The organism is Micromonospora sp. LHW51205, from assembly GCF_003315815.1.
Taxonomy (GTDB): Bacteria; Actinomycetota; Actinomycetes; order Mycobacteriales; family Micromonosporaceae; genus Micromonospora; species Micromonospora chalcea.
The window spans coordinates 787710-802648 of record NZ_QMEZ01000001.1; the positions used below are offsets into that span (position 1 = coordinate 787710).

Annotated in this window: 14 protein-coding genes; 10 read left to right on the top strand and 4 right to left on the bottom strand. The window is 72.4% G+C overall.

All coding sequences use genetic code 11. The features are described from left to right. Nucleotides 1-36 precede the first annotated feature (36 nt). Nucleotides 37-1449, bottom strand: a complete 1413-nt coding sequence (locus tag DQE82_RS03615; protein ID WP_113972004.1) for an amidase — start codon at nucleotides 1447-1449, stop codon at nucleotides 37-39. A gap of 16 nt (nucleotides 1450-1465) precedes the next feature. After that, nucleotides 1466-2608 carry a cystathionine gamma-synthase gene (locus tag DQE82_RS03620; RefSeq protein ID WP_113972005.1) on the bottom strand — a complete coding sequence of 381 codons (1143 nt, stop codon included), beginning with the start codon at nucleotides 2606-2608 and terminating at the stop codon, nucleotides 1466-1468. Nucleotides 2609-2708: 100 nt separating this feature from the next. Between DQE82_RS03620 and DQE82_RS03625 the strand changes: the two genes are divergently transcribed. The 9 genes from DQE82_RS03625 (at nucleotide 2709) to DQE82_RS03665 (ending at nucleotide 11849) form a co-directional block, all read left to right on the top strand. Then, nucleotides 2709-3035, top strand: coding sequence for a hypothetical protein (locus DQE82_RS03625; protein WP_064447694.1), 327 nt, complete (start codon nucleotides 2709-2711; stop codon nucleotides 3033-3035). 2 nt (nucleotides 3036-3037) lie between these two features. Then, the gene (locus tag DQE82_RS03630) at nucleotides 3038-3730 is read left to right on the top strand and encodes a nucleotidyl transferase AbiEii/AbiGii toxin family protein (RefSeq protein ID WP_158559962.1); all 693 of its coding nucleotides are present in this window, start codon (nucleotides 3038-3040) and stop codon (nucleotides 3728-3730) included. A 124-nt stretch (nucleotides 3731-3854) separates the two neighbouring features. Beyond that, nucleotides 3855-4268, top strand: a complete 414-nt coding sequence (locus tag DQE82_RS03635) for an HIT family protein (RefSeq protein ID WP_064447693.1) — start codon at nucleotides 3855-3857, stop codon at nucleotides 4266-4268. Between the two features lie 76 nt (nucleotides 4269-4344). Beyond that, nucleotides 4345-5007 (top strand): peptide-methionine (S)-S-oxide reductase MsrA, encoded by a 663-nt coding sequence (msrA, locus tag DQE82_RS03640; RefSeq protein ID WP_064447692.1) that lies wholly within the window; start codon nucleotides 4345-4347, stop codon nucleotides 5005-5007. A gap of 284 nt (nucleotides 5008-5291) precedes the next feature. Then, nucleotides 5292-7082 (top strand): N-acetylglutaminylglutamine amidotransferase, encoded by a 1791-nt coding sequence (locus DQE82_RS03645; protein WP_043326529.1) that lies wholly within the window; start codon nucleotides 5292-5294, stop codon nucleotides 7080-7082. Nucleotides 7083-7084: 2 nt separating this feature from the next. Continuing rightward, a complete protein-coding gene (gene ngg, locus DQE82_RS03650; RefSeq protein WP_113972006.1) occupies nucleotides 7085-8923 on the top strand; it encodes an N-acetylglutaminylglutamine synthetase in 1839 nt (612 codons plus the stop codon). Then, a complete protein-coding gene (locus DQE82_RS03655; protein ID WP_030501323.1) occupies nucleotides 8920-10104 on the top strand; it encodes an osmoprotectant NAGGN system M42 family peptidase in 1185 nt (394 codons plus the stop codon). Before ngg ends, DQE82_RS03655 begins: the two co-directional genes overlap by 4 nt. 309 nt (nucleotides 10105-10413) lie before the next feature. Then, complete coding sequence (locus DQE82_RS03660) at nucleotides 10414-11343, top strand: ribonuclease Z (RefSeq protein WP_113972007.1); 930 nt, start codon at nucleotides 10414-10416, stop codon at nucleotides 11341-11343. Continuing rightward, the gene (locus DQE82_RS03665; RefSeq protein ID WP_043326535.1) at nucleotides 11340-11849 is read left to right on the top strand and encodes a GNAT family N-acetyltransferase; all 510 of its coding nucleotides are present in this window, start codon (nucleotides 11340-11342) and stop codon (nucleotides 11847-11849) included. Before DQE82_RS03660 ends, DQE82_RS03665 begins: the two co-directional genes overlap by 4 nt. Before the next feature lie 89 nt (nucleotides 11850-11938). Here the strand turns inward: DQE82_RS03665 and DQE82_RS03670 are convergent, their stop codons facing one another. Next, nucleotides 11939-13309, bottom strand: coding sequence for a cystathionine beta-synthase (locus tag DQE82_RS03670; RefSeq protein ID WP_043326537.1), 1371 nt, complete (start codon nucleotides 13307-13309; stop codon nucleotides 11939-11941). Between the two features lie 76 nt (nucleotides 13310-13385). Beyond that, entirely contained in the window at nucleotides 13386-13742 is a 357-nt protein-coding gene (locus tag DQE82_RS03675; RefSeq protein WP_013474058.1) for a YkvA family protein, read from the bottom strand. Nucleotides 13743-13881: 139 nt separating this feature from the next. Here DQE82_RS03675 and DQE82_RS03680 point away from each other — a divergent pair, with 139 nt between their 5' ends. Beyond that, nucleotides 13882-14928 (top strand): SGNH/GDSL hydrolase family protein, encoded by a 1047-nt coding sequence (locus DQE82_RS03680; protein ID WP_113972008.1) that lies wholly within the window; start codon nucleotides 13882-13884, stop codon nucleotides 14926-14928. Nucleotides 14929-14939: the final 11 nt, after the last annotated feature.

The window sequence follows — 14939 nt, forward strand, 5'->3', positions numbered from 1 at the left end:
TTGGTGTGCGCGACAGGGTGCGCACACGCTAGACGATCACGCGGTGGCCGGCGACCCCGTTCCGACGCGGGGGTAGCCGGGGGCGTGCCGCGCCCACGGCGCCTGCATTTCGAACTGACCGGCCACGCCGAGCAGCAGCAGCTCGGAACCGGGCGGGCCGACGAACTGCACGCCCACCGGCAGCCCGTCCGGGCGGCGGCCGACCGGCACCACGATCGACGGCAGCCCGGCGATGTTCCACGGCGCCGCGTACGGGGCGTACCTGATGTTCGCCGACATGTTCGCCAGCCAGGAGCGGCCGGACCAGCCGGCGGCCTCCGGCGGCGGCCCGGCCAGCGCCGGGGTGAGCAGCAGGTCGATCGAGTTGTCCGCGAAGAAGTTCACCGACCGTTCGCGCCAGGCGGTCCGGTCGGCCTCCCGCACGTACCCCCGGCGCTGCGCCCACTCGCCGAGCGTGACGTGCCGGCGGCTGCGGCGCTGGAGCTGGCGCGGGGCGACCCCGGCGGCGCGCACGTCGGCGGCGGCCGCCGCGAACCAGGTGGCGATGCCCTGCAGGCCGAGCCGGGTCGGGTAGACCGGGTCGGTGGGCACGGTGTCGTGACCGGCGGCGGCGAGCAGGCGGCCGGCCGCGGCCACCGCGTCCCGGTTCGGGGCGTCCGGCGAGACGCCGCGCACCGGCGAGCGCAGCGAGACGCCGACCCGTAGCCGCGCCGGCGGGACCAGCTTGTCCGGCCGGCGGCCGGCCAGCACCGAGAAACCGACCACCGCGTCGGCCACGGTGCTGGTGAGCATGCCGTGCTCGGTCAGGCCGAACCAGTCGTCCGCGCCGAGCTGGCAGGGCACCACACCCCGGCCGGGCTTGAGCCCGACCAGGCCGCAGCAGGCCGCCGGGATGCGGATCGACCCGAGGCCGTCGTTGCCGTGCGCCATCGGCACCAGCCCGGCGGCCACCGCGGCGGCCGCGCCGCCGGAGGAGCCGCCGGGGGTACGCGCCGGATCCCACGGGTTGCGGGTGGCAGCGGTGTCGTCGTCGGTGAGCGCCCACAGGCCCAGTTCCGGCATCCGGGTCACGCCCAGGATCACCGCGCCCGCTCCGCGCAGCCGCCGGACCACCTCGTGGTCGGCCTCCGCCACCGGTGTACGCATGGCGGCCGACCCGTTCCACGTGGGCAGGCCGGCCACCGGCGTGTTCTCCTTGACCGCCACCGGCACGCCGGCGAGCGGGAGGTTCGCCAGTTCCTCCTGCTCGTCGACCTTCTCCGCCTCGGTGATCGCCTCACCGCCGCGTACCGTGCGGAACGCGGCCAGGTCGGCGTCGACCCGGGTGACGTGATCCAGGTGGTCGGCGACGACCTGGGTGGCGGAGACGTCGCCACGGCGTACCGCCCGGGCGATCTGTTTCGCGGTCGCACCGACCCACGTCGTCGGCAAGATCTCCGGCACTGCCACCCTCCCCAGCCAGCGGTCAGCCCAGGGCCTGCTCCAGATCGGCGAGCAGGTCGTCGACCGTCTCGATGCCGACAGACAGTCGCACGAGATCGCCGGGAACTTCAAGCGGCGAGCCCGCAGCGCTTGCGTGTGTCATCCGGCCCGGGTGCTCGATCAGGGACTCGACGCCGCCGAGCGACTCGGCGAGCACGAACAGCCGGGATCGGTTGCAGATGTCCACGGCATGCTCCTCGCCGCCCGCCGCGCGGAACGAGATCATGCCGCCGAACCGCCGCATCTGCTTGGCGGCCACCTCGTGGCCGGGGTGCGAGGGCAGGCCCGGGTAGATGACCTGCGCGACCTGCGCGTGGCCGTCCAGGTAGGCCGCGATCCGCTCGGCGTTGTCGCAGTGCCGGTCCATCCGTACCCCGAGGGTCTTGATGCCGCGCAGGGTGAGCCAGGCGTCGAACGGGCCGTTGATCGCGCCCATCGCGTTCTGGTGGTAACGCAGCTCCTCGCCGAGCGCCCGGTCCGCCGCGACGAGCGCGCCGCCGACCACGTCGGAGTGTCCGCCGACGTACTTGGTGGTGGAGTGCACCACCACGTCCGCGCCGAACGCGATCGGCTGCTGCAGGTACGGCGAGGCGAACGTGTTGTCGACCACCAGCAGCGCGCCGGCGTCGTGCGCCACGGCGGCCAGCGCCGCGATGTCGGCGATGCCGAGCAGCGGGTTGGTCGGCGTCTCCACCCACACGATCCGGGTGGCGCCCGGGCGGATCGCCGCGCGCACGGCGTTCGGGTCGGAGACCTTCGCCGGGGTGTAGTCCAGCCCCCAGCGCTCGGCCACCTTGGCGAACAGCCGGTAGGTGCCGCCGTACGCGTCGTCCGGGATCACCACGTGGTCGCCCGGCTTGCAGACGGTCCGCAGCAGCGTGTCCTCGGCGGCCAGGCCACTGGCGAAGGCGAGTGCCACCTGGCCGCCCTCCAGCGCGCCCAGGCACTCCTGGAGCGCGTCCCGGGTGGGGTTGCCGGAGCGGCTGTACTCGTAGCCCTCGCGCGGCGCGCCGACGGCGTCCTGGGCGTACGTGCTGGTCTGGTAGATCGGCGGAATCACCGCGCCGGTGCGGGCCTCCGGGGCCTGACCGGCGTGGATGGCGAGTGTGTCGAAGCCGTGCCTCATGCCGCAGACGTTAGTCCGCCCGCTTCCCCTTTGCTCCCGGTAGGCCGGGCGCGCCTGTCACAACCAGGACTCTGTCGGGGTGGTCGGCCATACTGGTCCGGTGAGTACGACCGAGGCGCTCCCCTCCCGCCTGCACGGCGTCGCCGACCGGATCCCCACGTCACTGGACGACCTCAAGGGGCCCGAGCGCGGCCGGGTCACGCTGCCGACCCGCCTCGCGTGGTCCGGGCTCAGCGAGTTCGACGTCGACGACAGCGGACAGCGGCTCACGCTCTACCGCACGCTGATGGACTGCGGGCAGCGCGAGGACATCGTCCGGTACGTCAACCCGGCGCTCCTCCGGCAGGACTGGTCCCGCATCCGCAAGCTGACCGCGCACCGGGTGATCCGACTCTGGGAGAGCAGAATGCCGGGCCTGGCAGCCTAGCCGTGGACGAGTTGCACACGCGCTTGCTGCACGTCGGATTCCGTGCGGGTGACGACCTCGGTCTGGTACTCGCGGGTGGCTACGCACTCGCCGCGCACGATCTCGTGAGCCGACCGTCCCGCGACATCGACTTCGCCACCGCAACCGCGTTGCCGCTGCCCCTCGTGGCGGCGCGGCTGGCCGAGGCGTACCGAGCCGGAGAATTCGGCTGCCGGGTCGTTGAGGCGACGCCGCGGATGGCCCGGTTGCTGGTCGAGGGGCAGGGTTTCGCCTGCGAGGTCGACCTCTTGAAAGAGGCGATCGGGCCGCCGGCGAGGTTGCAGATCGGCCCGGTGCTCGCGCTGGAGGATGCCATCGGCCTCAAGGTCAGGGCGCTTCACGACCGCGCCGCGCATCGCGACTACATCGACGTATGCGCTGCCAGCCGGATCGTGGAGTTCACGGGACTCGAATCCTTGGGCGCCCGGCACACCGTCGCGTTTTCGCTTCACGAGCTGGCCGACCGACTCGGCGGGGTCGACGAGCTCGACGTGGAGACATTCGCCTCCTACGGTCTCGGCGAGGACGAAATCGGCGGACTCAGGCGCTGGGCCCGTCGGTGGGAGGCGGACATCCGGGCGCGCCTCGCCAACGGCGAGACCGGCCCGACCGGCATCCCCGACGACGACTGGGACGCCTACCTCGATCGCGCCTGACCTACGGCCGGTCTTCTCGTCGATCATGAGGTTGACGGTGGTCGCCGTCCGATTTGTCGCCGCCAACCTCATGATCAACGCTCGCCCGGAGGTGGGGTGGGCGGGTCGGGCCTAGGGTGGGCGGATGAGCGGGTGCGTGTTCTGCGGGATTGTGGCGGGCGAGGTGCCCGCGTTCCGGGTCACCGACGAGCCGGACGGGGTCGCGTTCCTGGACACCCGCCCGGTGTTCAAGGGGCACGTGCTCGTGGTGCCCCGCACCCACCTGGTCACCCTGTCCGACCTGCCGCCCGACGCGCTGCCCGGCTACTTCCGGCTGGTCCAGCGCATCGCCGTGGCGGTGGAGACCGGTCTGGACGCCGGTGGGACGTTCGTGGCGATGAACAACCGGGTGTCCCAGTCCGTACCGCACCTGCACACCCACGTGGTTCCCAGGACGAAGGGCGACGGTCTGCGCGGCTTCTTCTGGCCGCGTACCCGGTACGCAGGTGACGCCGAGGCCGAGGCGTTCGCCGGGCGGATCTCGGCGGCGCTGGCCTGACGTCGCGGTGGGCGGGTAAGGAACCGGAGGGCCACGCTGTTGCACACGCTGGGAAAGCCAAGAGAGGAGTCCCACCGTGTTCCTCCGCCGCATGAAGGCCGAGATGATCTCTCCTGACCAGGCCCTGCCGGGCCGCCCGATCGCGATGCCGATCGCCGACCGGCACGAGGTGCTGCCGTCGACGCTGAAGGGCCCGTTCCCCGAGGGCGCGCAGGTCGCTGTCTTCGGCATGGGCTGCTTCTGGGGCGCCGAGCGGCTGTTCTGGACCCTCCCCGGCGTGATCACCACGTCCGCCGGCTACGCGGGTGGCTACACCACCAACCCGACGTACGAGGAGGTGTGCTCGGGTATGACCGGGCACGCCGAGGTGGTCCAGGTGGTCTACGACCCGTCGAAGATCGCCTACGAGGACCTGCTCAAGGTCTTCTGGGAGAACCACGACCCGACCCAGGGCATGCGCCAGGGCAACGACGTGGGCACCCAGTACCGCTCGGCGATCTACACCACCACCGACGAGCAGGCCGCCGCTGCGAAGGCGTCGCGGGACGCGTTCGCGCCGATCGTGGCCCGGGCCGGCAAGGGTGAGATCACCACCGAGATCGCGCCGCTCGGCGACTACTACTTCGCCGAGGACTACCACCAGCAGTACCTGGCGCCGACGAAGAACCCGAACGGCTACTGCAACCACGGACCGAACGGGCTGAGCTGCCCGGTCGGCGTGGCCCGCACCGCCGGCTAGACCCCTCCACCGATCTTGGAGTTGTGGTGCCTGGCAACCCTCGCGAAACCGGCATCACAGGCACCACAACTCCAAGATCGCGGATTCCGGCTGCGGCTGGACGGGCATGCGGCGTTCCTCACAGCCGGCACGGGCCCGATTTTCCGGCATCCGCGCCCTGGGGGGCAGGAAGCGACGCTGTGCGCGGCAACCACGCTGCGTGACGGCGCATCGTAGCAAGCTGTCACACGTTCGTCATCGTCTCAACAGGCGAACCGAAACAACCTCTGGCAGCATTGGCTCGTATGTGCGGACTTGCGGGAGAGTTCCGCCGTGACGGTTCACGCGCCGATGTCTCGGCCGTGGAGCGGATGGCGGCCACGATGAGTGACCGAGGGCCCGACGACAGCGGCGTCTGGTCGCAAGGGCCGACCGCGCTGGGACACCGGCGCCTGAAGATCATCGACCTGTCCGCGGCGAGCGGCCAACCCATCGTGGACGCCGCCGCCGGGCTCACCGGTGTCTTCAACGGCTGCATCTACAACTACCGGGAACTACGCGCCGAACTGCAGGCCAAGGGCCACCGGTTCTTCTCGTCCGGCGACAGCGAGGTAGTGGTCAAGGCGTACGCCGAGTGGGGGCTCGACTTCGTCGACCACCTGATCGGCATGTTCGCGGTGGCGATCAGCGAGCGCGACACCGGCCGCCTGGTGCTGGCCCGGGACCGCCTCGGCATCAAGCCGCTCTACCTGGCCGAGAGCCCCGGCGTGGTCCGGTTCGCCTCGACCCTGCCGGCGCTGCTCGCCGGTGGCGGCATCGACACCACCATCGACCGGGTGGCGCTCGCCCACTACCTGAGCTTCCACAGCATCGTGCCGCCGCCGCGCACCATCCTGGCCGGCGTCACCAAGCTGCCGCCGGCCACGGTCCGGGTGTACGAGGCGGACGGCTCCACCCACGAGCGGGTCTACTGGGACCCGTCGTTCGGCCGCGCCGCCGAGCGGGCCGGCTGGTCCGAGCGGGACTGGCAGGACGCGCTGCTCGACTCGCTGACCACCGCCGTCCGCCGCCGCATGGTGGCCGACGTGCCGGTGGGCGTGCTGCTCTCCGGCGGTCTCGACTCCAGCCTGGTCGTCGCGCTGCTCGCCGGCGAGGGGCAGGCGCAGTCCGGCCTGGCCACGTTCTCCATCGGCTTCGACGCGGTCGGCGGCCGGGAGGGCGACGAGTTCGTCTACTCCGACCTGGTCGCGAAGACGTTCGGCACCGACCACCACCAGATCCGGGTGCCCACCGGTGATCTGCTGCCGCCGCTGGAGGCCGCCGTCGGGGCTATGAGCGAACCGATGGTCAGCCACGACTGCGTCGCGTTCTGGCTGCTCAGCCAGGAGGTCGCGAAGCACGTCAAGGTGGTGCAGTCGGGTCAGGGCGCGGACGAGATCCTGGGCGGCTACCACTGGTACCCGCCGCTGGCCGGGGTGGACCGGGAGCAGGCGCTCGAGACGTACGCGAAGGCGTTCTTCGACCGCGACGCGGCCGGACTGGCCCGGGTGCTCAACCCGGCGTGGCTGGCCGACGGCGACCCGGCGCGGGAGTTCGTGGCCGCGCACCTGGGCCGCCCGGGCGCGCAGACCGCCGTCGACGCCGGCCTGCGGATCGACACCCAGGTCATGCTGACCGACGACCCGGTGAAGCGGGTCGACAACATGACCATGGCGCACGGGCTGGAGGCCCGGGTGCCGTTCCTCGACCACGAGTTCGTCGAGCTGGCCGCGAGCTGCCCGCCGGAGCTGAAGCTGGCCCAGGGCGGCAAGGGCGTGCTCAAGGAGATCGGCCGGCGGGTCCTGCCGCACGAGGTCATCGACCGGCCCAAGGGCTACTTCCCGGTGCCCGGACTCACCCACCTGGAGGGCAAGCTCCTCGACCGGGTACGCGACGCGCTCACCGCGCCCGAGGCGCGCCGTCGCGACCTGTTCCGCGCCGACTACGTCGACGCGCTGCTCGCCGACCCGAACGCCGAACTGACCCCGTTGAACGGAAACAAGCTGTGGCAACTGGGACTCCTGGAAATGTGGCTCCAGAGCCACGGAATCGACTGACCGTGACCGACACCCTCGCCACCGGAACGGCACGTACCGACCGGGAACGGGTGCTGGGGCGCCGCCGGGAACGCATCGGCCCCGGCGGTGACCCGGTCGCACCGGGTACGCCGGAGCAGCGGCAGCCGGAGCCCACGTCCACCGACGCCTCGGGCGTGGTGCTGGACTGCGGCTGGGGCCGGCTGGTGTTCGGGCAGACGTTCGACGACCAGGTGCACGTGGCCGACGTGCTGCGCTCCGAGGCGGTCGGCGCCCGGGACATCTGCATCTACCTGCGCGACCCGCACGTGCTGGTGTCGCGGCTGCCGGACGAGCTGTTCATCGACCCGTCGCTGACGTACCGGCTGCCGCTGGGCGAGAAGCGGCCCGCCGCGACCGAGGGCGGCGAGGTGCCCGGGCTGACCGTCCGGCCGCTGCGTGACGCCGCCGACGCGGAGGCGGTGAACCGGATCTACGCGCGCAACGGCATGGTCACCGCCCCGGTCGAGGTGCTGGTGGACAACGCCGGCACGGACCGGTTCCTGCACCTGGTGGCCGAGGACACCACGGGTGAGGTGGTCGGCACCATCACCGGCGTGGACCACGTCGCGGTGTTCGGCGATCCGGAGAACGGCGCGAGCCTGTGGTGCCTCACAGTCGACTTCAACACCGCCCCGCCCGGCACCGGGCAGGCGCTGCTCACCGCGCTCGCCGACCGGCTCGACGGGCGCGGCCGGGCGTTCGTGGACCTGTCCGTGCTGGCTGAGAACTCGGGCGCGATCCGGCTGTACGAGCGCCTCGGCTTCCACCGCACCGGCACGCTCTGCGTGAAGCGGAAGAACCCGATCAACGAGCGCCTGTTCCTGCCCGCCATGCCCGAGGGGTACGACGAGCTGAACCCGTACGCGAAGATCGTCGCGGACGAGGCGATGCGCCGCGGCATCCGGGTGGAGGTGACCGACCCGCACTGGGGTGAGCTGAAGCTGACCACCGGCGGCCGGACCATCCACACCCGCGAGTCGCTGTCGGAGCTGACCTCGGCGGTGGCGATGAGCCGCTGCGACGACAAGCGGGTGACCCGGCGCATCCTCACCGAGGCGGGCCTGTCGGTGCCGCGCGGGCGTACCGCCACCGGTGAGCCCGACGACGTGGCGTTCCTGAACGACGTGGGTCCGGTGGTGGTCAAGCCGGCGCGGGGCGAGCAGGGCAACGGCATCACCGTCGGCGTGCGTACGCCCGAGGCGCTGACCGCGGCCGTCGAGCTGGCCCGCCGGTTCTGCCCGGACGTACTGATCGAGGAGCTGCGCGCGGGCGAGGACCTGCGGGTCGTGGTGATCGACCACGAGGTGGTCGCCGCTGCGGTACGCCGCCCGGCGCAGATCACCGGCGACGGGGTGCACGACATCACCGAGCTGATCGAGCGGCAGAGCCGCCGCCGGGCCGCCGCCACCGGGGGCGAGTCCCGCATCCCGATCGACGACATGACCCGCGAGGTGGTGGCCGAGGCCGGGTACCGGATGCACGACGTGCTCCCGGAGGGCGAGGTGCTCGCGGTACGCCGGACGGCCAACCTGCACACCGGCGGCACGATCCACGACGTGACCGCCGAGCTGCACCCGGCGATCGCCGAGGCGTGCGTGACCGCGAGCCGGGCGCTGGACATCCCGGTCACCGGGCTGGACCTGCTGGTCCCCGCCCCGGACCGGCCGGAACACGTGTTCATCGAGGCGAACGAGCGGCCCGGACTGGCCAACCACGAACCGCAGCCCACCGCCGAGCGCTTCGTCGACCTGCTCTTCCCGGGTACCCGGGCACCGCAGCGACTCTGGTCGCCGGCCGGTGCGGCAAGCTCTGGGGCATGACCGCACGCAAGCCCCAACCGCTCAAGCTCGACCTCGACTACCTCCGCCAGGTGCTGGTGGAGCTGCTGGAGATCCCCAGCCCGTCGGGGCGCACCGACCACATCCAGCAGTACGTGGGCGAGCGGCTCTCCGCGATCGGGATCAGCTCCACGCTGACCCGTCGCGGGGCGCTGAGCGCCTGTCTGCCCGGCCCCCGGTCGACCGGCGCCGACCGGGCGATCGTGGTGCACACCGACACCATCGGCGGCATGGTGAAGCGGCTCAAGGAGAACGGCCGGCTGGAGGTCAACCCGATCGGCACGCACAGCGCCCGCTTCGCCGAGGGCGCCCACGTGCGGATCTTCACCGACGACCTGGAGCGGGTCGTCACCGGCCAGGTGCTGCCGCTGAAGGCGAGCGGGCACCGCTACAACGAGGCGGTCGACCTGCAGGGCGTCGGCTGGGAACTGGTCGAGGTGCGGGTGGACGAGCCGGTGCACGACGAGGCCGGGCTGCGGGCGCTCGGCATCGACGCCGGGGACTTCGTCGCGTTCCTGCCCAACCCCACCATCACCCCGAACGGGTACGTCAAGTCCCGCCACCTGGACGACAAGGCGGGCGTGGCGGCGGTGCTGACCGCGTTCAAGGCGATGGTCGACGCCGGTGTCACCCCGGCGGTCACCGCGCACCTGCTGGTCACCGTCACCGAGGAGATCGGCCACGGCGCGAGCCACGGGCTGGACCCGGACGTCGCGGAGATCGTGTCGGTGGACGCGGCGGTGGTCGCGCCGGGCCAGCAGTCCCGGGAGACCGCGGCGACACTCGCCATGGGCGACGGGGTCGGCCCGTTCGACTACCACCTGACCCGCAACCTCGCCTCGATCGCCAAGGAACACGGCGTCGACCTGGTCCGGGACGTGTTCGACTACTACCGCTCGGACGTGGCCGCCGCGGTCGAGGCCGGGGCGCACGCCCGGGTGGCGCTGCTCGGGTTCGGCGTGGACGCCACCCACGGCCACGAGCGCACCCACCTCGACGGCCTGCACCAGCTCACCCAGCTGCTCTGCCTCTACCTGCAGAGCCCGCTGGTGTTCCCCGAGTGGGACGCCGAGCCGGAGGGCGACCTGGCCGACTTCCCGTCGCTCGCAGTACAGCCGGCGAACGAGGACGGCCCGCGCGAGGGCCCGATCGGCCTGGACTGACCGGGCCTGTGATCGAAATCCGTTGCCGCGGCCGCCGCGAAGTGGATAGCGTGGCGGTACACGGGAAAGGAGGTGGTCCAGACTTGTATAGCAATCGGACTCGTGAGGTGGCTGTCCGCTAGCCGCTGTCCTCGACAGTGAAATCTCGCCCGCCGCGAGGCGGGCACCTGCAGGATCGTCGAGACCGTGTGGCAGCGGTGCGGCGAAACCACGACAGCCACCCGACCCCCGGGGTGCCGGCCCAGTCCAGCCGGCCCGCGCGCGAGCGCGGAAGCCCCGGGGGTCGCTTTTTGCGCTCGGGAGGGTGCGGTGTCCATGCGTGAGCTGGTGGTGCTCGGTACGGCCAGCCAGGCCCCGACCCGGCAGCGCAACCACAACGGCTACCTGCTGCGCTGGGACGACGAGGTGATCCTCTTCGACCCGGGCGAGGGCAGCCAGCGGCAGATGCTGCACACCGGGATCACCGCCACCGACCTGACCCGGATCTGCGTCACCCACTTCCACGGCGACCACTGCCTCGGGCTGCCCGGCATGATCCAGCGGCTCTCGCTGGACCGCGTACCGCGCCCGGTGGCTGTGCACTTCCCGGCCGGCGGCGCCGAGTACTTCGCCCGGCTGCGCCACGCCTCCAGCTTCTACGAGACCGCCGAACTGGCAGTCGAGCCGATCGACGCCGACGGGCAGCGGATCACCCTGGGCATCGGCACGCTGGAGGCCCGCCGGCTGCGGCACCCGATCGAGACGTACGGATACCGGCTGGTCGAGCCGGACGGCTGCCGGATGCTTCCGGAGCGGCTGGCCGCGTACGGCATCGCCGGTCCGGACACCGGAAGGCTGCTGCGCGACGGCCACCTGGACCGCGACGGGCGCCGCGTCACCCGGGACGAGGTGAGCGTCGTCCGGCCGGGGCAGCGGTTCGCGTTCGTGATGGACACCGGGCTCTGCGACGGCGTGTACGCGCTCGCCGAGCACGCCGACCTGCTGGTGATCGAGTCGACGTTCCTGGAGTCGGAGGCGGCGCTCGCCGCCGAGGTCGGGCACCTCACCGCCGGCCAGGCCGCGCGGGTCGCGGCCGAGTCGGGGGTACGGACGCTCGTGCTCACCCACTTCTCCCAGCGGTACGCCGACCCGCGCCGCTTCCACGACGAGGCCCGGGAACACTTCTCCGGTGATCTGGTGGTCGCCGAGGATCTCCAGACGGTGCAGGTGCCGCCCCGGCGGGTACCGTCGCCCGGGTGACGATCTCCCTACGTTCCGCGACCGAGGCCGACCTGATGGCGGTCGGCGCCCTGCACCAGCGTTCCCGGGTGGCGGCGTACTCGTCGTTCCTGCCGCCCGAGGCGCTGGCCGACCCGACGCCGGAGGCGATGGGCCGCTACTGGGTGGAACGGCTGACCTGGGAGGGCGCGGACCACCGGATGACGGTGGCCGAGCGGGACGGGAAGCTGGTGGGCTTCAGCTACCTCGGGCCGGACGACGAGGGCGACCCGGCGACCGGGCTGCTCAACGCGATCCACCTGGAGCCGTCCGAGCGGGGCCGGGGCACCGGACGGGCGCTGATGGTGGACGCGCTCGACGCGATGCGGGCCCGGGGCTGGACGCGCGCGGTGCTGTGGGTGCTGCGGGACAACGCCCACGCGCGCCGTTTCTACGAGCGCGGCGGCTGGACCGCCACCGGTGATGAGCGGGACGAACACATCGGCCGGGTGCTGGTCCCCCAACTCCGCTACGCCCGCCGCTTGTAAGGAAGGGCCCCTTATTAACGCCTCCGGTAGAGGAAGGGGCCCCTTTTAACACCGCGGTGTTAAAAGGGGCCCCTTCCTTACAAGCAGGGTCAGCGGGCGCCGAGGTGGGCCAGCAGGTCCTGGCGGGTCAGCACGCCCTTGGGCTTGCCGTCGACCAGCACCAGCGCCGCGTCCGCCTTCTCCAGCAGCCCGACCGCCTCGCTCACCGGCTGGCCGCCGCCGATCATCGGCAGCGGCTCGCCCATGTGCCGCTCGATCGTGTCGTGCAGGTGGGCCTGGCCGGTGAACAGCGCGTCGAGCAGGTCCTTCTCGGCGATCGAACCGGCCACCTCACCGGTCACCACCGGCGGCTCGGCCTTGAGTACCGGGAGCTGCGAGACGCCGTACTCGCGCATGTAGTCGATCGCGTCGCGGACCGTCTCGGTCGGGTGCACGTGCACCAGCTCGGGCAGGCCACCGGGCTTGCCGGCGAGCGCGTCGGCGACCGTCGGCTCGGTGCCCGAGTCGTCCAGGAAGCCGTACCGGGCCATCCACTTGTCGTTGAAGATCTTCGACAGGTAGCCCCGGCCGCCGTCCGGCAGCAGCACCACGATCACGTCGTCCGGGCCGGCCTTGCGGGCCACCTCCAGCGCACCCACCACGGCCATGCCGCAGGAGCCGCCGACCAGCAGACCCTCCTCGCGGGCGAGCCGGCGGGTCATCTCGAAGGACTCCTTGTCCGACACCTCGACGATCTCGTCGGCGATCTTCCGGTCGTACGTCTCCGGCCAGAAGTCCTCACCGACGCCCTCGACCAGGTACGGCCGGCCGGTGCCGCCCGAGTAGACCGAGCCCTCCGGGTCCGCGCCGATCACCTTGACCCGGCCCTCGGACGCCTCCTTGAGGTAGCGGCCGATGCCGGAGATGGTGCCGCCGGTGCCGACGCCCGCCACGAAGTGGGTGATCCTGCCCTCGGTCTGCTTCCACAGCTCCGGGCCGGTGGTCTCGTAGTGCGAGCGCGGGTTGGCCGGGTTGCTGTACTGGTTGGGCTTCCACGCGCCGGGGATCTCCCGGGCCAGCCGGTCGGACACGTTGTAGTAGGAGCGCGGGTCCTCCGGCGCGACGGCGGTCGGGCAGACCACCACCTCGGCGCCGTACGCGCGCAGCACGTCCTGCTTGTCCTGGCTGACCTTGTCCGGGCAGACGAAGACGCAGCGGTAGCCCTTGAGCTGGGCCACCAGGGCCAGCCCGACGCCGGTGTTGCCGCTGGTCGGCTCCACGATCGTGCCGCCCGGCCGCAGGATGCCCGCCTTCTCGGCGTCCTCCACCATGCGCATCGCGATCCGGTCCTTGACCGAGCCGCCCGGGTTGACGTACTCCACCTTCGCCAGCACGGTGGCCTGGATGCCCTCGGTGACGTTGCGCAGGCGGACCAGCGGGGTGTTGCCGATCAGCTCGACGACGTTGTCGTAGTACTGCACCTCGTTGTGCCCTTCGTCGCGCCGCCGTCGTGGGGCGGTCGGTCAGCCGTCAGTTCGCCGACCAGCGTACGTGCCGTCAGGGCACCACATGCCCCGGGATGACCGAGCTGCGACGTGCCTCCCACTCCAGGAACCGTTCGGTCTCGGCGAGCACGCTGCCGGCCAGCCAGGTGACCATCACCGCGTCGTCGGCCAGCCCGAAGATCGCCAGCGGGATCTCCGGCAGCAGGTCGATCGGGCTGACGATGTACGCGGTCGCGCCGGCCATCAGCGCCAGGCGCAGGCCGCCGTCGTACTCGCCCCTGGTGGTGGCGCGGATCATCCTCGGCAGCGCCGCCAGCCGGGCCCCGAGCGACGGCCCGCCCCGCGTACCGGCCGCCAGCGCCCGGGCCAGCGCGGCGAACGCGGCGCTGCGCTTCAACGTCTTCCCCATGTCTTCGCCCCTCTCCGCCCGACCATGGTGCGGCCCGGGGGCAAGCCCGTCCGCCACCCCCATCGGTACCCAGTCCGGGCGCCGCCCAGCCATCCGATCAAGGACAGCAGTGGTCGTACCGGCGCGATACTGTCGGTTCATGGGGGACGCTGGTTCCGTCGCGCCGGTCCACTGGCAGCGCGTCCGGCAGATCGCCCGCCTCGCGGCGATCGGCACGGGCGCCACGGTGGCGGCCACCGCCGCCACCGGCGGGGTGCTGCTCGGCCAGGCCCGGCAGGCCCGGCGCACCATCCCGATGGCGCAGGCCCCGCCACCGCGCTGCGACGGCGTGTACGGCGCGAAGCTGCCCGGCCCGCCGGTCACCATGGTCATCCTGGGCGACTCCTCGGCAGCCGGCTACGGCGTGCACAGGCGCCGGGAGACACCGGGCTCGCTGCTGGCCACCGGGCTGTCCCGCCGCCTGCACCGGCCGGTACGCCTGCACCGGTTCGCCGTGGTGGGCGCGCTCTCGTCCGGGCTGAAACCGCAGGTCGAGTCCGCCCTGGAGGTCGAGCCGGACGTGGCGGTGATCCTGGTGGGCGGCAACGACGTCACCAACCGCACGCCGCCGGGGCTGGCCGTGCGCTACCTGGTCGACGCGGTCCGCGCGCTGCGGGCGGCCGGCTGCGAGGTGGTCGTCGGCACCTGTCCCGACCTGGGCACCATCCGGCCGATCCAGCCGCCGCTGCGCTGGCTGGCCCGGCGCTGGAGCCGCCAGCTCGCGGCCGCGCAGACGGTGGGCGTGGTCGAGGCCGGCGGCCGGGCCGTCTCACTCGGCGACATGCTCGGGCCGCGGTTCGCCGCCGAGCCCGCCCGGATGTTCGCCTGGGACCGGTTCCACCCCTCCGCCGAGGGGTACGCGATAGCCGCGGCGGCGTTGCTGCCCACCGTGCTGTCCGCGCTGGGCGCGGTCCCGGAACGCAGGCCTGTCCTGCCCGGCGTGGAAGGCGTACGGTCGCTCCCGGAGGCGGCTCACGAGGCGGCCCGGCACGCCGGCACGGAGGTCAGCGGCGCCCAGCTCCGGGGTCGCGACCGCGGGCCCGGCGGACGCTGGGCGCAGCTTCGCCGACGGGCCTTCTTCGGCGTCGGCGCGCTGCCCCCGACCGGCAGCGCCGCCGACTCGGCCACCCTGGAGGAAACGGCATGAGCGAGCGAAGC